The organism is Micromonospora sp. LA-10 (genome assembly GCF_051853095.1).
Taxonomy (GTDB): domain Bacteria; phylum Actinomycetota; class Actinomycetes; order Mycobacteriales; family Micromonosporaceae; genus Micromonospora; species Micromonospora echinospora_A.
In genome coordinates this window covers 1,209,700-1,235,755 of record NZ_CP195710.1, presented here as the reverse complement: position 1 = coordinate 1,235,755, position 26,056 = coordinate 1,209,700, and the positions used below count along the sequence as shown (strand labels likewise).

24 protein-coding genes are annotated in these 26,056 nt (G+C 73.6%); 23 read left to right on the top strand and 1 reads right to left on the bottom strand.

All coding sequences use genetic code 11. From position 1 onward, the window contains the following. Positions 1-11 precede the first annotated feature (11 nt). From aroB to nusB, 4 genes are all read left to right on the top strand, one after another. The gene (gene aroB / locus ACSDG8_RS05765; protein WP_210943142.1) at positions 12-1,088 is read left to right on the top strand and encodes a 3-dehydroquinate synthase; all 1,077 of its coding nucleotides are present in this window, start codon (positions 12-14) and stop codon (positions 1,086-1,088) included. Next, on the top strand, positions 1,085-1,525 hold the full coding sequence (aroQ, locus tag ACSDG8_RS05760; protein WP_030502505.1) for a type II 3-dehydroquinate dehydratase: 441 nt from the start codon (positions 1,085-1,087) through the stop codon (positions 1,523-1,525). Before aroB ends, aroQ begins: the two co-directional genes overlap by 4 nt. 90 nt (positions 1,526-1,615) lie before the next feature. Continuing rightward, positions 1,616-2,173 carry an elongation factor P gene (gene efp / locus ACSDG8_RS05755; protein WP_073827682.1) on the top strand — a complete coding sequence of 186 codons (558 nt, stop codon included), beginning with the start codon at positions 1,616-1,618 and terminating at the stop codon, positions 2,171-2,173. A 23-nt stretch (positions 2,174-2,196) separates the two neighbouring features. Beyond that, positions 2,197-2,607, top strand: coding sequence for a transcription antitermination factor NusB (nusB, locus tag ACSDG8_RS05750; protein WP_210897634.1), 411 nt, complete (start codon positions 2,197-2,199; stop codon positions 2,605-2,607). A 70-nt stretch (positions 2,608-2,677) separates the two neighbouring features. Here nusB and bldD read toward each other — a convergent pair whose 3' ends face one another. Then, positions 2,678-3,166, bottom strand: coding sequence for a transcriptional regulator BldD (gene bldD / locus ACSDG8_RS05745; protein ID WP_013285505.1), 489 nt, complete (start codon positions 3,164-3,166; stop codon positions 2,678-2,680). A 286-nt stretch (positions 3,167-3,452) separates the two neighbouring features. Here bldD and pyrR point away from each other — a divergent pair, with 286 nt between their 5' ends. From pyrR to ACSDG8_RS05650, 19 genes are all read left to right on the top strand, one after another. Beyond that, positions 3,453-4,037: a bifunctional pyr operon transcriptional regulator/uracil phosphoribosyltransferase PyrR gene (gene pyrR / locus ACSDG8_RS05740; protein WP_210897632.1), complete on the top strand. Its 585-nt coding sequence runs from the start codon at positions 3,453-3,455 to the stop codon at positions 4,035-4,037. Beyond that, on the top strand, positions 4,034-4,960 hold the full coding sequence (locus ACSDG8_RS05735) for an aspartate carbamoyltransferase catalytic subunit (protein ID WP_210897630.1): 927 nt from the start codon (positions 4,034-4,036) through the stop codon (positions 4,958-4,960). The genes pyrR and ACSDG8_RS05735 overlap by 4 nt, the downstream gene beginning before the upstream one ends. Further along, complete coding sequence (locus ACSDG8_RS05730) at positions 4,957-6,234, top strand: dihydroorotase (protein ID WP_210897628.1); 1,278 nt, start codon at positions 4,957-4,959, stop codon at positions 6,232-6,234. The genes ACSDG8_RS05735 and ACSDG8_RS05730 overlap by 4 nt, the downstream gene beginning before the upstream one ends. A 55-nt stretch (positions 6,235-6,289) precedes the next feature. Then, on the top strand, positions 6,290-7,432 hold the full coding sequence (carA, locus tag ACSDG8_RS05725) for a glutamine-hydrolyzing carbamoyl-phosphate synthase small subunit (RefSeq protein ID WP_210897626.1): 1,143 nt from the start codon (positions 6,290-6,292) through the stop codon (positions 7,430-7,432). Next, positions 7,425-10,772, top strand: coding sequence for a carbamoyl-phosphate synthase large subunit (gene carB, locus ACSDG8_RS05720; RefSeq protein WP_210897624.1), 3,348 nt, complete (start codon positions 7,425-7,427; stop codon positions 10,770-10,772). Before carA ends, carB begins: the two co-directional genes overlap by 8 nt. A gap of 94 nt (positions 10,773-10,866) precedes the next feature. After that, positions 10,867-11,877: a quinone-dependent dihydroorotate dehydrogenase gene (locus tag ACSDG8_RS05715; protein ID WP_210897622.1), complete on the top strand. Its 1,011-nt coding sequence runs from the start codon at positions 10,867-10,869 to the stop codon at positions 11,875-11,877. Between the two features lie 137 nt (positions 11,878-12,014). Further along, positions 12,015-13,286, top strand: a complete 1,272-nt coding sequence (locus ACSDG8_RS05710; RefSeq protein ID WP_210897620.1) for an adenosylmethionine--8-amino-7-oxononanoate transaminase — start codon at positions 12,015-12,017, stop codon at positions 13,284-13,286. Positions 13,287-13,373: 87 nt separating this feature from the next. Further along, entirely contained in the window at positions 13,374-14,213 is an 840-nt protein-coding gene (gene pyrF / locus ACSDG8_RS05705) for an orotidine-5'-phosphate decarboxylase (protein WP_210897618.1), read from the top strand. 175 nt (positions 14,214-14,388) lie between these two features. Further along, positions 14,389-14,706, top strand: a complete 318-nt coding sequence (mihF, locus tag ACSDG8_RS05700) for an integration host factor, actinobacterial type (RefSeq protein ID WP_013285515.1) — start codon at positions 14,389-14,391, stop codon at positions 14,704-14,706. 25 nt (positions 14,707-14,731) lie between these two features. Then, positions 14,732-15,283, top strand: a complete 552-nt coding sequence (locus ACSDG8_RS05695) for a guanylate kinase (protein ID WP_210897616.1) — start codon at positions 14,732-14,734, stop codon at positions 15,281-15,283. A gap of 3 nt (positions 15,284-15,286) precedes the next feature. Beyond that, entirely contained in the window at positions 15,287-15,553 is a 267-nt protein-coding gene (gene rpoZ / locus ACSDG8_RS05690; protein WP_013285517.1) for a DNA-directed RNA polymerase subunit omega, read from the top strand. A 14-nt stretch (positions 15,554-15,567) separates the two neighbouring features. Next, the gene (gene coaBC, locus ACSDG8_RS05685; protein ID WP_210897614.1) at positions 15,568-16,776 is read left to right on the top strand and encodes a bifunctional phosphopantothenoylcysteine decarboxylase/phosphopantothenate--cysteine ligase CoaBC; all 1,209 of its coding nucleotides are present in this window, start codon (positions 15,568-15,570) and stop codon (positions 16,774-16,776) included. 97 nt (positions 16,777-16,873) lie between these two features. Continuing rightward, positions 16,874-18,064 (top strand): methionine adenosyltransferase, encoded by a 1,191-nt coding sequence (gene metK / locus ACSDG8_RS05680; protein ID WP_307871201.1) that lies wholly within the window; start codon positions 16,874-16,876, stop codon positions 18,062-18,064. A gap of 59 nt (positions 18,065-18,123) precedes the next feature. After that, complete coding sequence (locus ACSDG8_RS05675; RefSeq protein WP_210897612.1) at positions 18,124-20,151, top strand: primosomal protein N'; 2,028 nt, start codon at positions 18,124-18,126, stop codon at positions 20,149-20,151. Between the two features lie 229 nt (positions 20,152-20,380). Then, the gene (locus ACSDG8_RS05670; protein ID WP_210897610.1) at positions 20,381-21,361 is read left to right on the top strand and encodes an AAA family ATPase; all 981 of its coding nucleotides are present in this window, start codon (positions 20,381-20,383) and stop codon (positions 21,359-21,361) included. Between the two features lie 94 nt (positions 21,362-21,455). Next, on the top strand, positions 21,456-22,718 hold the full coding sequence (locus ACSDG8_RS05665; protein ID WP_210897608.1) for a cytochrome P450: 1,263 nt from the start codon (positions 21,456-21,458) through the stop codon (positions 22,716-22,718). A 42-nt stretch (positions 22,719-22,760) separates the two neighbouring features. Beyond that, positions 22,761-23,321, top strand: coding sequence for a peptide deformylase (gene def / locus ACSDG8_RS05660; protein ID WP_030271057.1), 561 nt, complete (start codon positions 22,761-22,763; stop codon positions 23,319-23,321). A 5-nt stretch (positions 23,322-23,326) separates the two neighbouring features. Continuing rightward, entirely contained in the window at positions 23,327-24,253 is a 927-nt protein-coding gene (gene fmt / locus ACSDG8_RS05655; RefSeq protein WP_210943143.1) for a methionyl-tRNA formyltransferase, read from the top strand. Further along, positions 24,250-25,839 (top strand): RsmB/NOP family class I SAM-dependent RNA methyltransferase, encoded by a 1,590-nt coding sequence (locus ACSDG8_RS05650; RefSeq protein ID WP_210897605.1) that lies wholly within the window; start codon positions 24,250-24,252, stop codon positions 25,837-25,839. Before fmt ends, ACSDG8_RS05650 begins: the two co-directional genes overlap by 4 nt. The last annotated feature ends 217 nt before the right edge of the window (positions 25,840-26,056 follow it).

Below are 26,056 nucleotides of genomic sequence, written 5' to 3'. Positions count from 1 at the left end.
GGCTGCCCGCGATGGACGAGGTGACCCGGATCCCGGTCGGCGGCGAGCGGCCGTACGACGTGCTGGTGGGACGTGACCTGCTGGACCCGCCGCCCCGGCTGCTGCCGGGCGCCGAGCGGGTGGCCTTCCTGCACGCGCCGCCACTCAAGGCGCTCGCCGACCGGCTCGCCGACGCGGTCCGCGAGGGCGGCGTGACGCCGCTGCTGATCGAGGTGCCGGACGCCGAGGCGGGCAAGCACGTCGACGTGGCGGCGGCCTGCTGGGACCGGCTCGGCGCGGCCGGGTTCACGCGTACCGACGCGGTGATCGGGGTGGGCGGCGGCGCGGTCACCGACCTGGCCGGTTTCGTCGCTGCCACCTGGCTGCGCGGGGTGCGCTGGGTGCCGGTCGCGACGTCGCTGCTCGGCATGGTCGACGCGGCGGTGGGCGGCAAGACCGGCATCAACACGGCCGCCGGCAAGAACCTGGTCGGCGCGTTCCACCCGCCGGCCGGCGTGCTGGCCGACCTGGCGACGCTGGACAGCCTGCCCCCGGCCGACCTGGCCGCCGGCATGGCCGAGGTGGTCAAGTGCGGGTTCATCGCCGACCCGGTCATCCTCGACCTGGTCGAGCGGGACCCGGCCGCCGCGCTGGACCCGGCCGGGCCGGTGCTGCGGGAACTGGTCGAGCGCGCGGTCCGCGTGAAGGCCGACGTGGTCGCCGGTGACCTGCGCGAGTCCGGGGTACGCGAGGTGCTCAACTACGGGCACACGCTCGCGCACGCGATCGAGAAGGTGGAGGGCTACCGCTGGCGGCACGGCCACGCGGTGTCGGTCGGCCTGGTGTACGCGGCCACGCTGGCCCGGCTCGCCGGCCGCCTCGACGCGGCCGACGCCGAGCGGCACCGCCTCGTGCTGACCGCGCTCGACCTGCCCACCGGCTACCGGGCCGACGCCTGGCCGGAGTTGCTGGCAGCGATGCGGGTGGACAAGAAGGCCCGGGGCAGCCGGCTGCGCTTCGTGGTGCTCGACGGCCTCGCCCGTCCGGCGATCCTGGAGGCGCCGTCGGACGACCTGCTGGCCGCCGCGTACGCGGAGATCAGCTCATGAGGGTGTACGTGCTGAACGGGCCGAACCTGGGCCGGCTCGGCACCCGCCAGGTCGACGTGTACGGGGTGACCAGCTACGCGCAGTTGGTGGCCGACTGCGAGCGGCACGGCCGGGAGCTCGGTCTGGACGTGGTGGTCCGGCAGACCGATGCCGAGCACGAGATGCTGGCCTGGCTGCACGCGGCGGCCGACGAGGAAGCGGCTGTGGTGCTCAACCCGGCGGCCTGGACGCACTACTCGGTCGCGGTGCGGGACGCCTGCGCCATGCTGCGCGGCCCGCTGGTCGAGGTGCACATCTCCAACATTCACGCCCGTGAGGAGTTCCGGCGTCACTCGGTGATCTCGGCGGTGGCGACCGGGGTGATCTGCGGGCTGGGCGTGGACGGCTACCGGCTGGCCCTGCACCACCTGGCCGCCCGGCTCGCCGCAGGGGCCTGAGCCGGTCCGTCCGTTCCGGGGCGCGAGTCCGATTCGACAGGGCGAGTAGACTTGGACGGTCTGTCCGCCAATTGATGATCAAGGCAGGAAATGGCCACCACCAACGACCTGAAGAACGGCCTGGTACTCAACCTGGACGGCGAGCTGTGGGCCGTCGTCGAGTTCCAGCACGTCAAGCCCGGTAAGGGTGGTGCCTTCGTGCGCACCACGCTGAAGAACGTGCTGTCCGGCAAGGTGGTCGACAAGACCTTCAACGCGGGCACCAAGGTCGAGACCGCGACCGTGGACAAGCGCACCATGCAGTACCTGTACGCCGACGGCGAGGACTACGTCTTCATGGATCTGGAGACGTTCGACCAGATCACCGTCCCCGGCGCCACCGTCGGCGAGGCCGCCAACTACCTCCTCCCCGAGGCCGAGGCGACAGTCGCCACCCACGAGAGCGTGCCGCTGTACATCGAGCTGCCGACCTCGGTCGTGCTCGAGGTCACCTACACCGAGCCGGGCCTGCAGGGCGACCGGTCGACCGGCGGCAACAAGCCGGCCACCGTCGAGACCGGCGCGACCGTGCAGGTGCCGCTGTTCATCACCACCGGTGAGAAGATCAAGGTCGACACCCGCGACGGCCGTTACCTCGGCCGAGCCTGATGGCCGAGGGTCCCAAGCAGCAGATGCCTGCGCGTCGCAAGGCGCGTAAGCGGGCGCTGGACGTGCTCTTCGAGGCCGACCTGCGGGACCGCCCACCGGTCGAGGTGCTCGCCGGCTATCTGGAGCGGATCGAGCGGCCGCACCCCGACCACCTCGGCTACGCGGTCGGGCTGGTCGAGGGCGTGGCGGCGCACCTCGACCGGATCGACGAGACGATCGCCAGCTACGCCGAGGGGTGGACGCTGGACCGGATGCCGGTGGTCGATCGCAACCTGGCCCGGATCGCCGTGTACGAGCTGCTCTACGTCGACGAGATCGACGACGCGGTGGCGATCAGCGAGGCGGTGGAGCTGGCCCGGCAGATGTCGACGGACGACTCGCCTCGCTTCCTCAACGGCATCCTCGGCCGGATCGCCGAGTACGCCAGCCGCTGAGCCCCGCGCTCCGCGCCGCGACGACGAAAGGGCCCGTGCCGGACGGCACGGGCCCTTCTCGTACGGGATGTCAGGAGGCGAAGAACGCCCGCGGGTCGGCGACCAGCACGCCGTGCTCGGTCAGCCGCTCGATCAGGCCCGACGGTGAGGCGTCGTAGACGATCGCGAGGGCGCGCAGGTCGTCGGCGCGGATGGAGAGCACCCGGCCGTTGTAGTCGCCGCGCTGCTGCTGGATGGCGCGCGCGTAGCGGGCGACGTAGGCCAGATCCTCGGAGGCCTCGTCGTAGAGCCGCTCCAGGTCCAGCACGATCTTGCTGGTGGGCTCGTGGCGCACCCCGCTGCCGTCGGGCAGCAGCTCCGAGACGGGAACGCGGTAGAAGTCGGCCAGCTCCGCCAGGCGGGACACGGTGACGGCGCGGTCGCCGCGCTCGTACGAGCCGACCACCACGGCCTTCCACCGCCCGTTCGACTTCTCCTCCACCCCCTGCAGGGACAGGCCCTGCTGCTGGCGGATGGAGCGCAGGCGGGCGCCCAGCGACTTGGCGTATTCAGAGGGCATTCGGACACTCCCAGTGCTGTTCGGGTTCCCCGAGCTATCGCTACGGAGCGTGACGGTACGGGGATTGCGACATGTGGTCAAGTGTTGCCGTCCACCACGTCCGGCACCCGCGTGTGGCTTGTCCCCATTTCTCCTGCCTGACCAGCAGGTCAGGACCGGCGGCGGGCGACCCGGTGACCGCTGGTAACGTGGCGTGAAGCCCCGGTCCGGGCCCCGCGCGGGCCGGCCGGAGCCGACCAGACGTCCTTTAACGACCCGTCCCGTGAGGCGGGGAAGGAGGTCCGCCGTGGCCTACCCACCGGCTGCCCATTCGTCGCCGCCGCGACAACCCTCGGTGAAGGTGATCCTCGCCGCTGCCGACGTGTCGCGGGTGGTCGACCGCATCGCCCACCAGATCCTGGAGAAGACCCAGGGCGCCGCCGACACCGTGCTGCTCGGCATCCCCACCCGGGGTGTGCCGCTGTCCCGCCGCCTCGCGGACCGGATCAGCACCTTCGAGGACGTCACAGTCCCGGTCGGCGTGCTCGACATCACGCTCTACCGCGACGACCTGCGCCGGCACGCCACCCGCGCGGTCGGCCCGACCGACCTGCCGTCCGGCGGGATCGACGGCAAGCGGGTGATCCTCGTCGACGACGTGCTGTTCTCCGGCCGCACCGTGCGAGCCGCCCTCGACGCGCTCAGCGACGTCGGCCGTCCGGCCTCGGTGCAACTCGCGGTCCTGGTCGACCGCGGTCACCGTCAGCTCCCGATCCGCGCCGACTACGTCGGCAAGAACATCCCCACCGCGCTGGCCGAGAACGTGAAGGTCACCCTCGCCGAGACCGACGGCACGGACGAGGTACGGCTGTACGGAGGCTCCCCCTCATGATCCGGCACCTGCTCTCCGGCGCCGACCTGGACGCCGCCACCGCCACCCTGGTCCTGGACACCGCCGCGGAGATGGCGACGGTGGCCGGGCGCGAAGTGAAGAAGCTGCCCGCGCTGCGCGGGCGCACAGTGGTCAACCTCTTCTACGAGGACTCCACCCGGACCCGGATCTCGTTCGAGGCGGCCGCCAAGCGGCTCAGCGCCGACGTGATCAACTTCTCCGCCAAGGGCTCCAGCGTGGCCAAGGGGGAGAGCCTGAAGGACACCGCGCTGACGCTCCAGGCGATGGGCGCGGACGCGGTGGTCGTCCGGCACCCCGCCTCCGGCGCGCCGCACCGGCTCGCCGAGTGGGTGGACGGGTCGGTCGTCAACGCCGGGGACGGCACCCACGAGCACCCCACCCAGGCGCTGCTCGACGCGTACACGATGCGGTCCCGGCTGGGCCGCCTCGACGGCCTGCACGTGGCGATCGTCGGCGACGTGCTGCACTCCCGGGTGGCCCGCTCCAACGTGCTGCTGCTGTCCACGCTCGGCGCGAAGGTCACCCTGATCGGCCCGCCCACGCTCATCCCGGTCGACATCGCCGCAGCCCTGGCCCCCGGCACCGACGTCTGTTACGACCTCGACGCCGTTCTCCCAAATGTGGACGTGGTGATGATGCTGCGGGTGCAGCGGGAACGGATGGGGGACTCGTACTTCCCGTCGGCCCGGGAGTACGCCCGCCGCTACGGGCTCGACGGGCCGCGCATGCGCCGGCTGCCCGAGCACGCGATCGTCATGCACCCCGGGCCGATGAACCGGGGGATGGAGATCACGCCCGAGGTGGCCGACTCGCCCCGCTCCACCATCGTCGAACAGGTCGCCAACGGGGTCTCCGTGCGGATGGCCGTGCTCTACCTGCTGCTCGGAGGGAACAACCGGTGACCGCGTACCTCATCACAGGCGTCAGCATCGTCGGCGGCGAGCCGACCGACCTGCTCATCCGCGACGGCGTGGTGGCCGCCGTCGGCGGCGGACTCACCGCCGACGACGCCACAGTCATCGACGCGACCGGCCTGGTCGCGCTGCCCGGCCTGGTCGACCTGCACACCCACCTGCGCGAGCCCGGCCGGGAGGACGCCGAGACCGTCGAGTCCGGCTCCCGGGCCGCGGCGCTCGGCGGCTACACCGCGGTCTGCGCGATGGCGAACACCTCGCCGGTCGCCGACACTGCCGGCGTGGTCGAGCAGGTCTGGCGGCTCGGCCGGGAAGCCGGCCTGGTCGACGTGCAGCCGATCGGCGCGGTCACCGTCGGGCTGGCCGGTGAGCGCCTGGCCGAGCTGGGCGCGATGGCCGACTCGGCCGCCGGGGTGCGGATCTTCTCCGACGACGGGCACTGCGTGTCGGACCCGCGGCTGATGCGCCGGGCGCTGGAGTACGTCAAGGCGTTCGACGGCGTGATCGCCCAGCACGCCGAGGAGCCCCGGCTCACCGAGGGCGCGCAGATGCACGAGGGCGAGGTGTCCACCCGCCTCGGCCTGACCGGCTGGCCGGCCGTCGCCGAGGAGGCGATCATCGCCCGGGACGTGCTGCTGGCCGAGCACGTCGGCAGCCGCCTGCACGTCTGCCACGTCTCCACCGCCGGCAGCGTCGAGGTGCTGCGCCAGGCCAAGGCGCGCGGGGTACGGGTCACCGCCGAGGTGACGCCGCACCACCTGCTGCTGACCGACGAGAAGGCAGAGAGTTACGACCCGGTCTTCAAGGTCAACCCGCCGCTGCGCACCGCCGCCGACATCGCCGCGCTGCGCGAGGCGCTGGCCGACGGCGTGATCGACATCATCGCCACCGACCACGCGCCGCACGCCGTGGAGGACAAGGAGTGCGAGTGGGCGTACGCCCGGCCGGGCATGCTCGGCCTGGAGACCGCCCTGTCCATCGCGCTCGACGTGTTCGGCCCCCGCTGGGACCTGATCGCCGAGCGGATGTCCCGCACGCCGGCCCGCATCGCCGGACTGGCCGGGCACGGCGTCGACCCGGCGCCCGGCGTACCGGCCAACCTGACCCTGATCGACCCGGCCGCCCGCCGCCTCATCGAGCCGGCGGAGCTGGCCAGTCGCAGTCGCAACACCCCGTACGCCCGCATGACGCTGCCGGGTCGCATCGTGGCGACCTTCCTGCGCGGCGAGCCGACGGTCCTGGACGGAAAGGCAGTCAAGTGAGCGCGAGGAACGCAGCGAAGCGGAGTCCCGCAGTCGCGAACGAAAGGCGGGCACAGTGAAGCGACGGCCCGCGATTCTCGTCCTTGAGGACGGGCGCACGTTCCACGGCGAGGCGTACGGCAGCGTCGGGGAGACCTTCGGCGAGGCGGTCTTCAACACCGGCATGACCGGCTATCAGGAGACGCTCACCGACCCCTCGTACCACCGGCAGGTGGTGGTGCAGACCGCGCCGCACATCGGCAACACCGGCGTCAACGGCTCCGACGACGAGTCCGACCGGATCTGGGTGGCCGGATACGTGGTGCGCGACCCGGCCCGGATCAGCTCCAACTGGCGTGCCACCGGCGGGCTGGAGGACCGGCTCGCCGCCGAGGGCGTGGTCGGCATCAGCGGCGTGGACACCCGGGCGCTGACCCGGCATCTGCGCGAGCGCGGCGCGATGCGGGTCGGCATCTCCAGCGTCGAGGACGACCCGGCCGCCCTGCTGGAGCGGGTGCGCCGCTCGCCGCAGATGGTCGGCGCGAATCTGTCCGACGAGGTGACCACCGCCAAGCCGTACGTGGTCGAGGCGGAGGGCCAGCACCGGTTCACGGTGGCCGCCGTGGACCTGGGCATCAAGCGCAACGTGCCGCGCCGGCTCGCCGCCCGCGGCGTCACCACCCACGTGCTGCCCGCCGGGTCGACGATCGAGGACCTGCTCGCCACCGGCGCGGACGCGGTCTTCTTCTCGCCCGGCCCGGGCGACCCGGCGACCGCCGACGGCCCGGTGGCGCTGGCCCGGGAGGTGCTGGCCCGGCGGATTCCGCTGTTCGGCATCTGCTTCGGCAGCCAGATCCTCGGCCGGGCGCTCGGCTTCGGCACCTACAAGCTCGGGTACGGCCACCGCGGCATCAACCAGCCGGTGCTCGACCGGGCCACCGGCAAGGTCGAGGTGACCAGCCACAACCACGGCTTCGCGGTGCAGGTGCCGGGTGCCGGGGACGGCGCGGTGGTGCCGGATCAGGTGATCCAGACCGAGTTCGGCGGTGTCCAGGTGTCACACGTCTGCCTCAATGACAACGTGGTCGAGGGGCTGCGGGGCATCGACGTGCCCGCTTTCACCGTCCAGTACCACCCGGAGGCGGCGGCCGGCCCGCACGACGCGGACTACCTCTTCGACCGTTTCGCAGAGCTGATCGAGGGGCGCAAGAATGCCTAAGCGGACCGACCTCAAGCACGTCCTGGTGATCGGCTCCGGGCCGATCGTGATCGGACAGGCCTGCGAGTTCGACTACTCCGGCACCCAGGCCTGCCGGGTGCTGCGCAGCGAGGGGATCCGGGTCAGCCTGGTCAACTCCAACCCGGCGACGATCATGACGGACCCGGAGTTCGCCGACGCCACGTACGTCGAGCCGATCACCCCGGAATTCGTCGAGCTGGTCATCGCCAAGGAGCGTCCCGACGCACTGCTGCCTACGCTCGGCGGGCAGACCGCGCTGAACACCGCTGTCGCGCTGCACGAGGCGGGCGTGCTGGAGAAGTACGGCGTCGAGCTGATCGGCGCGAACATCGAGGCGATCAACCGGGGCGAGGACCGGCAGCTGTTCAAGGAGATCGTCGCGAAGGCCGGCGTACGGCTGGGCCTGGAGGATCCGTCCGCGCTGGTGCCGCGCTCGCGGGTCTGCCACTCGATGGACGAGGTCCGCGAGACGGTCGCCGAGCTGGGCCTGCCGGTGGTCATCCGGCCGTCGTTCACCATGGGCGGCCTCGGTTCCGGCATGGCGCACACCGACGAGGACCTGGAGCGCATCGCCGGTTCGGGCCTGGCGGCCAGCCCGGTGCACGAGGTGCTCATCGAGGAGAGCGTGCTCGGCTGGAAGGAGTACGAGCTCGAACTGATGCGCGACCGCCACGACAACGTGGTGGTGGTCTGCTCGATCGAGAACGTCGACCCGATGGGCGTGCACACCGGCGACAGCGTCACCGTCGCCCCGTCGATGACGCTCACCGACCGGGAGTACCAGCGGCTGCGTGACCTCGGCATCGCGGTGCTGCGCGAGGTCGGGGTGGACACCGGCGGCTGCAACATCCAGTTCGCGGTCAACCCGGCCGACGGCCGGATCGTCGTGATCGAGATGAACCCCCGGGTGTCGCGTTCCTCGGCGCTGGCGTCGAAGGCGACCGGCTTCCCGATCGCGAAGATCGCCGCGAAGCTCGCCATCGGATACACGCTGGACGAGATCCCGAACGACATCACGCTCAAGACGCCTGCGGCGTTCGAGCCGACGCTCGACTACGTGGTGGTGAAGATCCCCCGGTTCGCGTTCGAGAAGTTCCCCGGCGCCGACCCGGAGCTGACCACCACCATGAAGTCGGTGGGCGAGGCGATGAGCCTGGGCCGCAACTTCACCGAGGCGCTGAACAAGGCGATGCGCTCGATGGAAACCAAGGCATCGGGTTTCTGGACCACCGCGGACCCCGACGGCGCCACGAAGGAGAACACCCTCGCGGCGCTGCGCACGCCGCACGACGGCCGGCTCTACACCGTCGAGCGGGCGCTGCGCCTGGGCGCGTCTATCGCCGAGGTGTCCGAGGCGTCCGGCGGCATGGACCCGTGGTTCCTGGACCAGATCGCCTCGCTGGTGGAGCTGCGCGCCGAGATCGTCGACGCGCCGGTGCTCGACGCCGGCCTGCTGCGCCGGGCCAAGCGCGCCGGCCTGTCCGACCGGCAGCTCGCCGCGCTGCGTCCCGAGCTGGCCGCCGAGGACGGCGTCCGCACGCTGCGCCACCGGCTGGGCGTCCGGCCGGTCTACAAGACGGTGGACACCTGCGCCGCCGAGTTCGAGGCGACCACGCCGTACCACTACTCGACCTACGACTCGGAGACCGAGGTGGCGCCCTCGGCGCGGCCGAAGGTGCTCATCCTGGGCTCCGGGCCGAACCGGATCGGTCAGGGCATCGAGTTCGACTACTCGTGCGTGCACGCGGTCCAGGCGCTCCGGGCCGTCGACTACGAGACCGTCATGGTCAACTGCAACCCGGAGACCGTCTCCACCGACTACGACACCGCCGACCGGCTCTACTTCGAGCCGCTGACGTTCGAGGACGTGCTGGAGGTCTGGCACGCCGAGGACTCCTCCGGCAAGGCCGCCGGCGGACCCGGCGTCATCGGGGTGATCGTCCAGCTCGGCGGGCAGACGCCGCTCGGCCTGGCCCAGCGGCTCAAGAACGCCGGGGTGCCGATCGTCGGGACCTCCCCGGAGTCGATCCACCTGGCCGAGGAGCGCGGCGCGTTCGGCGCGGTGCTGGCCCGGGCCGGGCTGCGCGCGCCCGCGCACGGCATGGCCACCTCGTACGACGAGGCGAAGGCGATCGCCGACGAGATCGGGTACCCGGTCCTGGTCCGCCCCTCGTACGTGCTCGGCGGGCGGGGCATGGAGATCGTGTACGACGACGCCACGCTGCGCGACTACATCGGCCGGGCCACCGCCATCTCGCCGGACCGCCCGGTGCTGGTGGACCGATTCCTGGACGACGCCATCGAGATCGACGTGGACGCGCTCGTGGACGCCGAGGGCGACGTCTACCTGGGCGGCGTGATGGAGCACATCGAGGAGGCCGGCATCCACTCCGGCGACTCGTCGTGCGCGCTGCCGCCGATCACCCTGGCCGGCTCGCACCTGGCCCAGGTACGCCGCTACACCGAGGAGATCGCCCGCGGCGTCGGGGTGCGCGGCCTGCTCAACGTCCAGTACGCGTTGCAGGGCGACATGCTCTATGTGCTGGAGGCCAACCCGCGCGCCTCCCGTACCGTGCCGTTCGTCTCCAAGGCCACGGCGGTGCCGCTGGCCAAGGCGGCGGCCCGGATCGCGCTCGGCGCCACCATCGCGCAGCTGCGCGCCGAGGGGATGCTGCCGCCGACCGGCGACGGCGGCACCATGCCGGCCGACGCGCCGATCGCGGTCAAGGAGGCGGTGCTGCCGTTCAAGCGGTTCCGTACCCCCTCCGGCAAGGGCATCGACGTGCTGCTCGGCCCGGAGATGAAGTCCACCGGCGAGGTGATGGGCATCGACACCGGCTTCGGGCAGGCGTTCGCCAAGTCCCAGGCCGCCGCGTACGGGTCGCTGCCCACCGCCGGGAAGATCTTCGTCTCGGTCGCCAACCGGGACAAGCGCGGCATGATCTTCCCGATCAAGCGCCTGGCCGACCTGGGCTTCGAGATCGTGGCCACCACCGGCACGGCCGAGGTGCTGCGCCGGCACGGCATCGCCTGCGAGCAGATCCGCAAGCACTACGAGTCGGGTGAGGGCGCGGACGCGGTCTCGCTGATCCTCGGCGGGGACGTGGCGCTGGTGGTGAACACGCCGCAGGGCTCCGGCGCGAGCGCCCGCTCCGACGGGTACGAGATCCGCAGCGCGGCGGTGAGCGTCGACATCCCGTGCGTCACGACGGTGCCGGGTGCCGCCGCCGCGGTCATGGGCATCGAGGCCCGCATCCGGGGCGACCTGAAGGTCCGCCCGCTGCAGGACCTGCACGCCGCCCTGCGGGCGGGCGAGTGACAGCGCGCCTCCACGCGTCGATCATGAGGTTGGCGGCGGAATCGGAGATCCACTTCGCCGCCAACCTCATGATCACCGGCTCGGGGGCCGGCGCGTGATCTTCGAGAAGGTGGTGCGGCCCCGGCTGTTCTCGCTCGCGGGCGGGGACGCGGAAGGCGCGCACGAGTGGACGCTGGAGCGGCTGGCGGCGGTGTCGCGGCGGCCGGCGCTTCTGGCGGCGCTGCGCGCGGCGTACTTCCGGTCCGCGCCGCGCACCGTGTTCGGGGTGCGCTTCCCGAACCCGGTCGGGCTGGCCGCCGGGATGGACAAGAACGGACTCGCGTTGCCGGCGTGGCCGGCGCTCGGCTTCGGCTTCGTCGAGGTCGGCACCGTGACCGCGCACGCCCAGCCGGGCAACCCGCGGCCCCGGCTGTTCCGGCTGCGCGACAGCGAAGCAGTGGTCAACCGGATGGGCTTCAACAACGAGGGCGCGGCGGCGCTGGCCGACCGGCTGGCGGCGCTGCCCCGCCCGATCGGCGTACCGCTCGGCATCTCGCTCGGCAAGTCCAAGGTGACCCCGTTGGATCAGGCCGTCGAGGACTACCTCGACTCCTACCGGGCGCTCAAGGGACACGGTGACTACTTCGCCGTCAACGTGTCCTCACCGAACACCCCCGGGCTGCGGTCGCTTCAGGACCGGTCCCACCTGGACGCGCTGCTCGCCGCGCTGGTGGGGGAGAAGCCGGTGCTGGTGAAGATCGCCCCGGACCTCACCGAGCCGGCCGTGGCCGAGCTGCTGGAGGTCTGCCTCGACCGGGGCGCGGCCGGGGTCATCGCCACCAACACCACGCTCGCCCGTGACGGGCTGGCCCCGGCGGACCGGGCGCGCGGCGCGGAGGCGGGCGGCCTGTCCGGCCGGCCGCTCACCGTACGGGCCCGCGAGATGGTCGCCTTCGTGCACCGCGAGACCGGCGGACGGCTGCCGGTGATCGGCGTCGGCGGCATCCTCGACCCGGACGACGCCACACGCATGTTCGACGCCGGCGCGTCCCTGATCCAGCTCTACACCGGCTTCATCTACCGCGGCCCCGCCCTCACCCGAGCCATAACCCGAGCCACCCCCTGACCCCCGCCCCCCTGACCCTCGCGATCTTGCACTTCCGGCCCCGGCACACCGCCTCATTCCGGGCGCGGCAGGGGCAGCAACCGCAAGATCGCGGGGAGAGGGGCGGCGGGGGCGGGGAGGGGGATTGAGGAGGAGTCATGACGCCTGAGGAGATCCTGGAGGCGGACCGACGGCACGTGTGGCACCCGTACGCGCCGATGCCCGGCAGCGCGCCGTACGTGGTGGACAGCGCCGAAGGGGTGCGGCTGCGGCTGGCGGACGGGCGGGAGCTGGTCGACGGGATGTCGTCGTGGTGGGCGGCGATCCATGGCTACCGGCACCCGGTGCTCGACGCCGCGGTGACCGACCAGCTCGGGCGGATGAGCCACGTGATGTTCGGCGGGCTCACCCACGAGCCCGCGGTACGCCTGGCACGCACGCTCGTCGAGCTGACCCCGGACGGCCTGGAACACGTCTTCCTGGCCGACTCCGGCTCGGTGAGCGTCGAGGTCGCGGTGAAGATGTGCCTGCAGTACCAGCGGGCGCTGGGACGCCCGCAGCGCCGCCGGCTGGGCACCTGGCGGGGCGGCTACCACGGCGACACGTTCCACCCGATGAGCGTCTGCGACCCGGAGGGCGGCATGCACCACCTCTGGGGCGACGTGCTGCCCCGGCAGGTGTTCGCGCCGGCGCCGCCGGCCGGCTTCGACGCGCCGCCGGACCCGGCGTACGAGGCGGCTCTGGTGGACGCGGTGGAGCGGCACGCCGACGAGCTGGCCGCGGTGATCGTCGAGCCGGTCGTCCAGGGCGCCGGGGGCATGCGGTTCCACCACCCGCACTACCTGCGGGTGCTGCGCGAGGTGACCCGCAGGCACGGCATCCTGCTGGTCTTCGACGAGATCGCCACCGGCTTCGGCCGGACCGGGAAGATGTTCGCCGCCGAGCACGCCGGGGTCGTTCCGGACGTGCTCTGCGTCGGCAAGGCGCTCACCGGCGGGTACCTGACGCTGGCCGCGGCGCTGTGCACGCCGGAGGTGGCGCGGGCGATCTCCGCCGACGGGGTGCTGGCGCACGGACCGACGTTCATGGGTAACCCGCTCGCCTGCGCGGTCGCCAACGCCTCCCTGGACCTGCTGCGGGCCGGGGACTGGGCCGGCCGGGTGGCGGGGATCGCCGAGGGCCTGCGGGCCGGCCTGGCGCCGTTGCGGGGCGCGCCCGGCGTGGCCGACGTACGCGTGCTCGGCGCGATCGGCGTGGTGCAGCTCGACCACGACGTGGACCTGCCGCGTGCCACGGCCGCCGCCGTGGCGCAGGGGGTGTGGCTGCGACCGTTCCGGGATCTCGTCTACACCATGCCGCCGTACGTCTGCGACGACGCGGACGTGGCCCGGATCGCGGCCGGGGTCGCCGCGGCGGTGAAGGCCGGCTGAGCCCGGCCGAGTTCGACAGGGCGCGACGGGCAGGCCGTCGCCGGACACGCCCAGGCGGCCCGGGGCCGCGGGGAGAGGAGAGACGCGATGGAGACGTTCGGCGCCCGACTGCACCGGGCCGTGGCGGACCGAGGGCCGCTCTGCGTGGGGATCGATCCGCACCCAGGGTTGCTGGCCGACTGGGGGCTGTCCGACGACGTCGACGGCCTCGACCGGTTCTGCCGCACCGTGGTGGAGGCGATCGGGGACCGGGTGGCGGTGGTCAAGCCGCAGTCGGCGTTCTTCGAGCGCTTCGGGTCGCGAGGGCTCGGGGTGCTTGAGTCAACTATCCGACAGTTGCGAGATTTGGGAGCGCTCGTTCTGCTTGACGTCAAGCGTGGCGACATCGGATCGACGGTCGCCGCGTACGCGTCGGCGTACCTCGATCCATCCAGCCCGATGTATGTCGATGCGGTGACCGCGAGCCCCTACCTGGGAGTAGGTTCACTCGCGCCGATGTTCTCCACCGCCGCCGAGCACGGTGGCGGGGTCTTCGTCCTGGCCCTCACCTCGAACCCGGAGGGGGCCTCCGTGCAGCGTGCCGTCGGGGCCGACGGGCGCACCGTCGCGCAGACCGTGATCGACGAGATTTCCCAGCTCAACCGGGGTGCGGAGCCGCTCGGCAGCTTCGGTCTGGTGGTCGGCGCGACGGTCGGCGAGACCGGTCACGACCTGGGTTCGGTGAACGGTCCGCTGCTCGCTCCGGGCCTGGGCGCGCAGGGCGGCACGCCCGCCGGGTTGCGTACCGTCTTCGGCGACGCGCTGCCGTCGGTGCTTCCGTCGTACTCGCGCGAGGTGCTCGGTGCGGGACCGGACCCGGCCGCTCTGCGCGCCGCCGCCGAGCGGGCGCTGGCCGAGTGCCGGACCGCCCTGGACGCCGTAGGCTGACTGACGGCTCGGTCACTTTCCGTTGATCATCGCGCGCCCACGTTGCCGAAATCTCCGTTGACCGCTAGTTTTCCCCGCGCTGGGAACCACGGACCCCTTTGGTTGCCAGCGACACCACGTTTCACAGATGCGGTGGGGCGCTCCGCCCGCCGTACTAGGGACCTGAGGAGAACTGGTGCCGCTCCCGTCACTGACCCCCGAACAGCGCGCTGCCGCGCTGGAGAAGGCCGCGGAGATCCGCAAGGCCCGCGCTGAGCTGAAGGAGCAGCTCAAGCAGGGCAAGACCACCCTCGCCACCGTCCTCGAGCGGGCCGAGTCCGACGACGTCGTGGGCAAGCTGAAGGTTTCGGCCGTGCTCCAGGCGATGCCGGGCATCGGCAAGATCCGGGCCACCCAGATCATGGAGAAGCTCAAGATCGCGGACAGCCGTCGCCTGCGCGGCCTCGGCGAGCAGCAGCGCAAGGCTCTGCTCGGGGAGTTCGCCGCGAACTGAACGGCCCGCCGTGTAGAAACAAGCGGTGAGCACGGATGACGAGGCGCGCTCGGCGGCTCGGCTCACTGTCCTGTCCGGTCCCTCCGGGGCCGGCCGGAGCAGTGTGGTCGAGGCGGTCCGGGCGCGCCTTGCGTCTGTCTGGGTGCCGGTGGTCGCCACCACGCGGCCGCCGCGCCCGGACGAGCGGGACGGCGTGGACCGCGTCTTCCTCGACCCGGCCGGCTTCGACCGCCTGATCGCCGCGGGCGAGCTGCTGGAGTGGTGCCGCATCGGCCCGTACCGCCGGGGGGTGCCCCGCGCGCCGGTGCGGGCCCGGCTCGACGGCGGATCTCCGGTGCTGCTGCCGCTGGACCTGGGCGGCGCGCTCGCGGTCCGGGCGGCGGCGCCCGGCGCCCGGCTGGTGCTGCTCGTGCCGCCGGCGTACCGGGCCGACCCGGACGTCGCCGCCCTCTTCGCCCACGCCGTGGCACACGACCACACCGAGCGCGCCGCGGCGGAGCTGGTAGGATTGCTCGGTTCGTCCTTCCTGGCTCCGGCCCGACCGCCCGCGGGCGGCGCACGAGACGCAGAGGTTTAATTCGTGGGATCCATCGCCACCAACCCCGAGGGCATCACCAACCCGCCGATCGACGAGCTGCTCGAGAAGACCACCTCGAAGTACGCGCTGGTCATCTTCGCCGCCAAGCGCGCCCGCCAGGTCAACGCCTACTACAGCCAGCTCGGTGAGGGCCTGCTGGAGTACGTCGGCCCGCTGGTGGAGACCACCCCCCAGGAGAAGCCGCTCTCCATCGCCATGCGCGAGATCAACGCGGGCCTGCTCACCGCTGAGCCGACCGACCAGCCGTAACCGCGCCCGCGCCGATGCCCGCCGAGATCGTCCTCGGGGTCGGCGGCGGCATCGCCGCCTACAAGGCGTGTGAGCTGCTCCGGCTCTTCACCGAGTCGGGTCACCGGGTCCGGGTGGTGCCGACCGCCTCGGCGCTCCGCTTCGTCGGAGCGCCGACCTGGGCGGCCCTGTCCGGACACCCGGTGGCCGACGACGTCTGGTCCGATGTGCACGAGGTTCCGCACGTGCGGCTCGGGCAGCACGCCGACCTGGTCGTGGTCGCCCCGGCCACCGCCGACCTGATCGCCAAGGCCGCCCACGGCCTCGCCGACGACCTGCTGACCAACACGCTGCTCACCGCGCGCTGCCCGGTGCTGCTGGCCCCGGCCATGCACACCGAGATGTGGGAGCACCCGGCCACCGTGGCGAACGTGGCCACGCTGCGCTCGCGCGGCGTCCGGGTGATCGAGCCCGCAGTGGGCCGGCTCACCGGGCGGGACACCGGCAAGGGCCGGCTGCCCGACCCGGCCGAGATCTTCGCGGTCGCACGCCGGGCCCTGGCCCGCGGCCCCGGCGCCGAGGCGGACCTGGCGGGCCGGCACGTCGTGGTCACCGCCGGCGGCACCCGGGAGCCGCTGGACCCGGTCCGGTTCCTGGGCAACCGGTCCTCCGGCAAACAGGGGTACGCGTTCGCCCGCGCCGCCGTGGCCCGGGGCGCCCGGGTCACGCTGGTCGCGGCGAACGTGGCGCTGCCCGACCCGGCCGGGGTGGACCTGGTCCGGGTGGGCACCACCGAGGAGCTGCGCACGGCGACGCTGGCGGCCGCCGCCGACGCGGACGCCGTGGTGATGGCCGCCGCGCCCGCGGACTTCCGGCCGGCCAGCTACGCCACCGGGAAGATCAAGAAGTCCGACGACGGTGTCGCGCCGACCATCGAGCTGGTCACCAACCCGGACATCGCCGCCGAGCTGGGGCGCGTCCGCCGCGCCGGGCAGGTGCTGGTGATCTTCGCCGCGGAGACCGACGACGCGGAGGCCAACGGCCGGGCCAAGCTGGCCCGCAAGGGGGCCGACATGATCGTCGTCAACGAGGTCGGCGTGGACAAGGTCTTCGGCGCCGACACCAACGCGGCCACCGTGATCGGCGCCGACGGCGCCGTCCACCGGCTGGCCGAGCAGCCCAAGGAGGCCCTGGCCGACGCCGTCTGGGACCTCGTCTGTCCGCGGCTGCCGTCACGTTCCTGACGGTTGGTCGGCCCGCGATCAGGGGGTCACGGCGGAACGGGGATGGCTAAACTGCCGCCGAGCGACCTTTAAAAGTCTTCACATGCTTAGGAGTGCCGTGACACGTCTCTTCACGTCCGAATCGGTCACGGAGGGCCACCCGGACAAGATCGCCGACCAGATCAGTGACGGCATTCTCGACGCGCTGCTCGCCCAGGACCCGCACAGCCGGGTCGCGGTGGAGACGTTGATCACCACCGGCCAGGTGCACGTGGCCGGAGAGGTGACCACGAAGGCGTACGCCGACATCCCGACCATCGTCCGGGAGACCATCCTCGGCATCGGGTACGACTCGTCGAAGAAGGGCTTCGACGGCGCGTCCTGCGGCGTCAGCGTGTCCATCGGCGCCCAGTCGCCGGACATCGCCCAGGGTGTCGACAACGCCTTCGAGCTGCGTACCGGCGGGTCGGAGAGCGCGCTGGACGCGCAGGGCGCCGGCGACCAGGGCATGATGTTCGGCTTCGCCTGCTCCGAGACGCCCGAGCTGATGCCGCTGCCGATCGCGCTGGCACACCGGCTGGCGCGCCGGCTCGCCACGGTCCGCAAGGACGGCACCATCCCCTACCTGCGGCCGGACGGCAAGACCCAGGTCACCATCGAGTACGACGGGCTGCGCCCGGTCCGGCTCGACACCGTCGTCGTGTCCAGCCAGCACGCGGCCGACATCTCGCTGGAGTCGCTGCTCACCCCGGACATCCGGGACCACGTCATCAACCCGGAGCTGGAGGGCCTCGGCCTGGAGACCGAGGGCTACCGCCTGCTGGTCAACCCGACCGGGCGCTTCGAGATCGGTGGCCCGATGGGCGACGCCGGCCTGACCGGCCGGAAGATCATCGTCGACACCTACGGCGGGTACGCGCGCCACGGCGGCGGCGCGTTCTCCGGCAAGGACCCGTCGAAGGTGGACCGCTCGGCCGCGTACGCGATGCGCTGGGTGGCCAAGAACGTGGTCGCCGCCGGGCTGGCCGAGCGGTGCGAGGCCCAGGTCGCGTACGCGATCGGCAAGGCCCACCCGGTGAGCCTGTTCATCGAGACGTTCGGCACCGAGACCGTGCCGGTGGCCTCGATCGAGAAGGCCGTCGCCGAGGTGTTCGACCTGCGCCCGGCCGCCATCATCCGGGACCTGCACCTGCTCCGCCCGATCTACCAGCAGACCGCCGCGTACGGCCACTTCGGCCGGGAGCTGCCGGACCTGACCTGGGAGGGCACCGACCGGGCCGCCGACCTCAAGTCGGCCGCGGGAGCCTGACCACCGCCACGCGCCGCGACCGGCGACCCGCACAGGGGTCGCCGGTCGCGCGCGTCTGCGTGGACGTGCCCCTGCCGCACCTGGACCGCCCCTTCGACTACCTGGTGCCGGAGGCGCTCGACGCCGAGGCGCAGCCCGGGGTACGCGTGAAGGTGCGCTTCGCCGGGCAGCTCGTCGACGGCTGGCTGCTGGAGCGCGCCGAGTCCTCCGAGCACCCGAAGCTGGCGTACCTGGAGAAGGTCGTCTCGCCGGTGCCGGTGCTCTCCCCGGAGGTGGCCCGGCTGGCCCGCGCGGTCGCCGACCGCTACGCGGGCAGCCTCGCCGACGTGCTCCGGCTGGCCGTGCCGCCCCGGCACGCCCGCGCCGAGAAGGCGGTCACGGCCGCCGACGCGCCGGCCCCCGATGACGGCAGCTCGACCGGCGACGCCCCCGCGACCGGCGACGGCCGTTCGACTGACGACGGCCCGGCCGCCGACGAGGCGCCGCGCAACCGGGCCGCCGAGCACGCCGAGGCGCCCGCACGCGGGGAGCCGGTGGATCCGCGCGGCTGGCGGGACTACCCGGCCGGGCCGGCGCTGCTGCGGGCGCTCACCGACGGCCGGCCCGCGCGTGCGGTGTGGTCGGCGCTGCCGGGGGAGGACTGGGCCGACCGGTACGCCGACGCGGTGGCCGCCACGGTGGCCGGCGGCCGGGGCGCCGTGGTCGTGGTGGCCGACGCCCGTGACCTGGACCGGCTCGACGCCGCCCTGACCGCCGTGCTCGGCGCCGGGCGGCACGTGCGCCTCACCGCCGCCGACGGCCCGGCCCGCCGCTACCGGGCCTTCCTGTCCGCCCGGCGCGGCGACGTGGCAGTGGTGATCGGCACCCGCGCGGCCATGTTCGCCCCGGTGGAGCGGCTCGGCCTGGTGGCGATCTGGGACGACGGCGACGATCTGCACGCCGAGCCCCGCGCGCCCTACCCGCACGCCCGGGACGTGCTGCTCACCCGGGCGCACCTCGGCGACGCCGCTGCCCTGGTCGGCGGGTACGCCCGCAGCGCCGAGGCGCAGCTGCTGGTGGAGACGTCGTGGGCCCGCGAGGTGGTGGCCGACCGGGCGGTGGTGCGTTCGCGTACCCCGGCCATGGCGCCCACCGGCGACGACCCGCAACTCGCACGCGATCCCGGCGCGGCCTCGGCGCGGCTGCCGAGCCTGGCCTGGACCAGCGCCCGGGACGCGCTGCGCGCGGACCTGCCGGTGCTGGTGCAGGTGCCGCGCCGGGGTTACGTGCCGTCGGTGGCCTGCGCGGACTGCCGGGCCCCGGCCCGCTGCCCGCACTGCGCCGGGCCGCTCGCTCTGCCCTCGGCGCAGGGCACGCCCGCCTGCCGCTGGTGCGGCCGGGTGAGCGCCGCCTACGCCTGCCCGGAGTGCGGCGGGCGGCGGCTGCGCGCCTCGGTCACCGGCGCCCGGCGCACGGCCGAGGAGCTGGGCCGGGCGTTCCCGGGCGTGCCGGTGCGCACCTCGGGGCGGGAGGAGGTGCTCGCCACCGTGCCGGGCGGGGCCGGGCTGGTGATCGCCACCCCGGGCGCCGAGCCGGTGGCCGACGGCGGCTACGGCGCGGTGCTGCTGCTCGACTCGTGGGCGCTGCTGACCCGGGCCGACCTGCGGGCCGGCGAGGAGGCGCTGCGGCGGTGGATGGCCGCCGCCGCGCTGGCCCGGCCCGGCCCGGCCGGTGGCCGGGTGGTGGTGGTCGCCGACGGCGCGCTCGCCCCGGTGCAGGCGCTGCTGCGCTGGGACTCGGCCTGGTTCGCCGCCCGCGAGCTGGCCGAGCGGCGCGAGCTGGGCTTTCCCCCGGCGGTCCGGATGGCGAGCGTCACCGGCGTCGCCGAGGCGGTGGCCGACCTGCTCGCGGGCGCCCGGCTGCCGGGCGACGCCGAGGTGCTCGGTCCGGTGCCGGCCGACGAGGGCCGGGAGCGGATGCTCGTGCGGGTGCCGCGGTCGCGGGCCGCCGCGCTGGCCGAGGCGCTGCACGCCGCCGCCGGGCAGCGCAGCGCCCGCAAGGCCGCCGATCCGGTACGCCTGCAGGTCGATCCGCTCGTCCTGTTCTGAGGCCCGGTAGCCGCGTGACCCTGCGCACGTGACCCCTCGCGCACGGTCGTGAGCTGGGGTTTGCCGCACACCTGGTCCGGCAATTGGGTAGCAGGCGGTGATAGCATCGCCCGTCATGCCAGGCGCGCGGTTTTCCCCGTGCGGGACGCGGCGCGGCGGGTGCCAGAGCACGTCGGGCCGACACGGATTCGATGTCGTCAGTCAGCCGGTGAGCAGGGGTGGACCAGTCGTGACCGTTCGTCAGTCGATCGTCTTCAACGGTGACCTCGGCAGTGGCAAGAGCACCGTCTCGGTCGAGATCGCCAAGCGGCTGGGGCTGCGCCGGGTCAGCGTCGGCGACCTCTACCGCCAGATGGCCCAGGAGCGGCAGATGACCGCCCTGCAGCTCAACCTGCACGCCGAGCTGGACCAGGCCGTCGACGGCTACGTCGACCAGCTCCAGCGCGACATCGCCGCCTCCGGCGAGTCGCTGGTCATGGACTCCCGCCTGGCCTGGCACTTCTTCACCGACGCGCTCAAGGTGCACATGATCACCGAGCCGACCGAGGCGGCGCGGCGCGTGCTGGCCCGCCCGTCCGGCCCGGCCGAGAGCTACACCTCGCTGGAGGAGGCGCGGACCAAGCTGCGCGAGCGCAGCGAGAGCGAGCGGGGCCGGTTCATCGTCCGCTACGGCGTCGACAAGGCACGCCTGCGCAACTACGACCTGATCTGCGACACCACCCGGGCCAACCCGGAGCAGGTCATCCAGCACGTGATCGACGTCTACGAGGGCCGCCTCGGCGCGGACGTGCTGCGCGCCGGCCAGCCTCTGCTGCTGCTCGACCCGAACCGGGTCTACCCCACCGAGGACGTGTCCGCGCTGCGCGGCCTCTGGGACGCCGACCTCGCCGCCGAGCTGGCCGAGAGCGGCGAGGAGCCGGAGCCGCTGAGCATCGGCTACACCGGCGAGTACTTCTTCGTCGTCGACGGGCACCGGCGGCTCAGCGCGGCGGTGCGCGCCGGCCTGCCGATGGTCGCCGCCCGGCTGGTCGCCGAGGTGGACGAGCCGGTGGTCGGCGGGATGAGCGCCGTCGACTTCTTCACCGCCCAGACCCGGCCGGGGCTGATCCACGACTGGGAGGACGCCCACGGCATCGCGCTGCCGCTGCCCGAGCACGCGCTGCTCGACGGCGGCCCGGTGCTGGCCGGGGAGCCGGGCGCGGGCGCCTGAGCGCCGGGGACACCGCCACCTGGCCGTGACGGGTTGACCACCCTCGGGCGGCACGGAGCATGATGAGGGTCTCCGATGCCTGGGGAGGCGGATCGTGGACCCTGCCGACGCGCTCGCACTGCTGATGTCCCCCGAGGGTCGCGTCGACCCCTACCCGACGTACGAGTTGCTGCGCGCGCACGGCCCGGTGGTCCAGGCCGGCCCGGTCTTCTTCGTGGTCACCGGGTACGCCGAGGCCGACGCGATGCTGCGCGACGCCCGGTTCGGGGTGCTGGACGACGCGCTGCGCGACCAGTTCATGCCCGGCTGGCGGGAGAGCCCGGCGATACTGTCGATCTCCCGGTCGATGCTGCGCACCAACCCGCCCGACCACAGCCGGATGCGGCGGCTGGCCGCCGGCGCGTTCACCCCGCGCCGGATCGCCGCCATGCGCGACGTGGTGCGCGCGCAGGCCGACGAGCTGATCGACGCGATGCTCGCCGCCGACGAGCCGGTCGACTTCATGGCCGCGTTCGCGTACCCGCTGCCGGTCGGGGTGATCTGCGCGCTGCTCGGCGTGCCGGCGGCGGACCGGCCGCTGTTCCGGCGCTGGGCCGCCGACCTGACCGGCGTGCTCGAACCGGAGATCACCGCCGACGAGCTGGCGGTGGCCGACCGGGGCGCGGCGGAGCTGCGCGCCTACTTCACCGAGCTGGTGGCGGCCCGCCGCCGGGCGCCGGCCGACGACCTGACCACGGCGCTGGTGCAGGCACACGACGGCGGCGACCGGCTCTCCGGCGACGAGCTGCTGGCCAACCTGATCGTGCTGCTGGTGGCCGGTTTCGAGACCACCACCAACCTGCTCGGCAACGGCCTGGTGGCGCTGCTGGAGCACCCGCGCGCCGCGGCGGCGCTGCGCGAGCAGCCGGATCTCGCCCCCGGGTACGTTGACGAGCTGCTGCGCTACGACTCGCCGGTGCAGCTCACCTCCCGGATGAGCACCGCGCCGTCCCGGTACGGCGACGTCGACCTGCCACCGGAGAGCTGGGTGATCGTGATGCTCGGCGCGGCCAACCGTGACCCGCGCCGCTACCCGGACCCGGCCCGCTTCGACCCGTGGCGTCCGCAGGTGCACCCGCTGTCCTTCGGCGCCGGGCCGCACTACTGCCTCGGGGCGGCGCTGGCCCGGCTGGAGGCGCAGGTGGCGTTCCCGCTGCTGCTGCGCCGGCTGCCCCAGATGGCGGTGGCCGGCCGGCCCGAGCGGCGCGTCCGGCTCACCCTGCGTGGTCACGCCACGTTGCCGGTGCGTGTCGGCCGGGAGGCGTCCCCGGTCACCGTTCCCGGTACGCCACCCGGGGCGGCCGGGCCGACTCCGTAGACTGGACGCGCATCGTTCGACCCAGACAAGGAGCCACGCCGAGTGACCGTCCAGCCCATCCGTCTGTTCGGCGATCCGGTGCTGCGCACGCCGGCCGACCCGGTCGTCGACTTCGACGCCGAGCTGCGCAAGCTGATCGCCGACCTGACCGACACGATGCGCGAGCAGAGCGGCGCCGGCCTCGCCGCGCCGCAGCTCGGGGTGGGCCTGCGGGTGTTCACCTTCGACGTCGACGACGTCCTCGGCCACCTGGTCAACCCGGTGCTGGAGTTCCCCGACGAAGAGGAGCAGGACGGCCCGGAGGGCTGCCTGTCCATCCCCGGGCTCTACTTCGACACCAAGCGCCGGCAGAACGTGATCGCCAAGGGCTTCAACGGCTACGGCGACCCGTTGCAGATCGTCGGCACCGGCCTGATGGCCCGCTGCGTGCAGCACGAGACCGACCACCTCGACGGCGTGCTCTTCGTCGACCGGCTCGACGCGGCCGGCCGCAAGGAGGCCATGAAGGCGATCCGCCAGGCCGAGTGGTACGACCAGGCCGCACCGCCCACGGTCAAGCTCAGCCCGCACGCCGCCGGCAACCCGTTCGGCCTGGGGCGGTGACCCGGATGCGCCTGGTCTTCGCCGGCACGCCGGCCGTCGCCGTACCGGCCCTGGACGCGATCGCCGCCTCCGGGCACGAGCTGCTCGCCGTGGTCACCCGCCCCGACGCCCCGGCCGGTCGTGGCCGAGGGCTGGTCCGCTCGCCGGTCGGCGCGTGGGCCGACGCGCACGGCGTCGAGGTGCTCACCCCGGCCCGCCCGCGCGAGCCGGAGTTCCTCGACCGGCTGCGCGAGCTGGCGCCGGACTGCGTACCGGTGGTCGCCTACGGCGCGCTGGTGCCGCCGGTCGCGCTGGAGATTCCCGCGCACGGCTGGATCAACCTGCACTTCTCCCTGCTGCCCGCCTGGCGGGGCGCCGCGCCGGTGCAGCACGCGGTGCTGCACGGCGACGAGGTGACCGGGGCCAGCGTGTTCGAGCTGGAGGAGGGGCTGGACACCGGTCCGGTCTACGGCACGGTCACCGACGAGATCCGCCCGGCCGACACCTCCGGCGACCTGCTGGAGCGGCTCGCGCACTCCGGCGCCGGGCTGCTGGCGGCGGTGCTCGACGCGATCGGCGCCGGCACCGCCCGCGCCGTGCCGCAGCCCGCCGACGGCGTCTCGCTCGCCCCGAAGCTGACTGTGGAGGACGCCCGGGTCCGCTGGGGCGACCCCGCGTTCGCTGTGGACCGGCGCATCCGCGCCTGCACGCCCGCGCCCGGCCCCTGGACCACGTTCCGCGACGACCGGGTCAAGCTCGGCCCGGTCACCCCGGTGGCCGACGGCCCGGAGCTGAAGCCCGGGGAGCTGCACGTGGAGAAGTCCGGTGTGCTCGTCGGCACCGCGACCACGCCGGTGCGCCTCGGCGAGGTGCGCGCCGCCGGTAAGAAGGCCATGCCCGCCGGCGACTGGGCGCGCGGCGCCCGGGTCACCGCCGGCGAGGTGTTCGCGTGACGGGGCCGTCGCGCCCGGACCGGCCCGCGGAGGGCGAGCGTCCCCGCGGGTACGCGCGTGAGCAGGCCGACCGCCGGCACGGCGACCGGCCCGGCGGCGAGCGACGGGGTGACGACCGATTCGGTGATCGTGGGCGCTCCGACCGGCAGCGCTCCGACCGGCCGGCCGGTGACCGGCGTGGCGGGGACCGGTTCGGTGGGGACCGGCGAGGCGGGCGTCCGGCCCGTCCGGCCGTGGACCTGCCCCGGCAGGTCGCGTACGAGGCGATCGCCGCGGTGCACCGCGACGACGCGTACGCCAACCTGGTGCTCCCGGCGATGCTGCGCGAGGCCGGGCTGACCGGCCGGGACGCCGCGTTCGCCACCGAGCTGACCTACGGCACGCTGCGGCACACCGGCACGCTCGACGCGATCGTCACCGACGCGGCCGGGCGGGACGTGCAGCGCATCGACCCGCCGGTGCGCGACGCGCTGCGGCTCGGGGCGTACCAGATCCTGCACACCCGGGTGCCCGCGCACGCCGCGGTGTCGTCCACTGTCGACCTGGTCCGATCCGTGGGGCCGGGCGCCACCGGGTTCGCCAACGCGGTGCTGCGGGAGATCACCAGCCGGGACGCGGACGCCTGGGTGGCGAAGCTCGCCCCGGCGCAGGAGACCGACCCGGTCGGGCACCTCGCGCTCGCGTACAGCCATCCGCAGTGGATCGTGCGATCGTTCGCCGAGGCGCTCGGCGGCGACATGGGGGAGACGGCCCGGCTGCTCATCGAGGACAACGAGCGCCCGCCGGTGCACCTGTGCGCCCGGCCGGGCCTGGCCGATCCGGTGGCGCTGGCCGACGAGGTGGGCGGCGCGCCCGGCGCGTTCTCGCCGTACGCGGTCTATCTGCCCGGCGGCGCGCCGGGTGACCTGGCGGCGGTGGCCGACGGCCGCGCGCACGTGCAGGACGAGGGTTCCCAGCTGGTGGCGGACGCGCTGGCGGCGGCCCCGCTGGACGGCCCGGACGGCCGCTGGCTGGATCTGTGCGCCGGTCCGGGCGGCAAGTCCGGCCTGCTCGGCGCGCTGGCCGCGATCCGGGGCGCGCGGCTGACAGCGGTCGAGGTGGCCGAGCACCGGGCGCGGCTGGTGGAGCAGGCCACCCGCGGGCTGCCGGTGACGGTGCTGAACATCGACGGTCGCGACGTGGGCGGCGACCCGAAACTGCCGGAGGGGAACTTCGACCGGGTGCTCGTCGACGCGCCGTGCACCGGGCTGGGGGCGCTGCGCCGCCGGCCGGAGGCGCGCTGGCGCCGGCAGCCGTCGGATCTGCCGCCGCTGACCCGGTTGCAGCGTGAGCTGCTCACCGCCGCGTTGCGGGCGGCCCGGCCGGGTGGCCTGGTCGCGTACGTGACGTGCTCGCCGCACGTGGTGGAGACCCATGTGACGGTGACCGAGGCGGCCCGGCGCTGCGGCTTCGCCGTCGACTTCGTCGACGCGCGGCCGATGCTGCCGGCCGGCATGCCGGGTCTGGGTGACGGCCCCACTGTGCAGCTCTGGCCGCACCGTCACGGCACCGACGCCATGTTCCTGGCCCTCCTCCGCAAGAACTGACCCGCCTCCCTCGCGGCTGATCAAGGAGTTCGTGTCCCGGGACCGCCGTGCCCGGACACGAACTCCTTGGTCGTCGTGCGGAGAAATGGGGAGGGATGGAGCGTGTGCGGCATCCCGGTGGAGGGAGGGGGCCGGTGGGATGTGACAGCCCGTTGACTGTCTGATCGATGCATGTAACTGTTTCGACCACCGGTCCCGGCACCCCGCCCGCCGAACC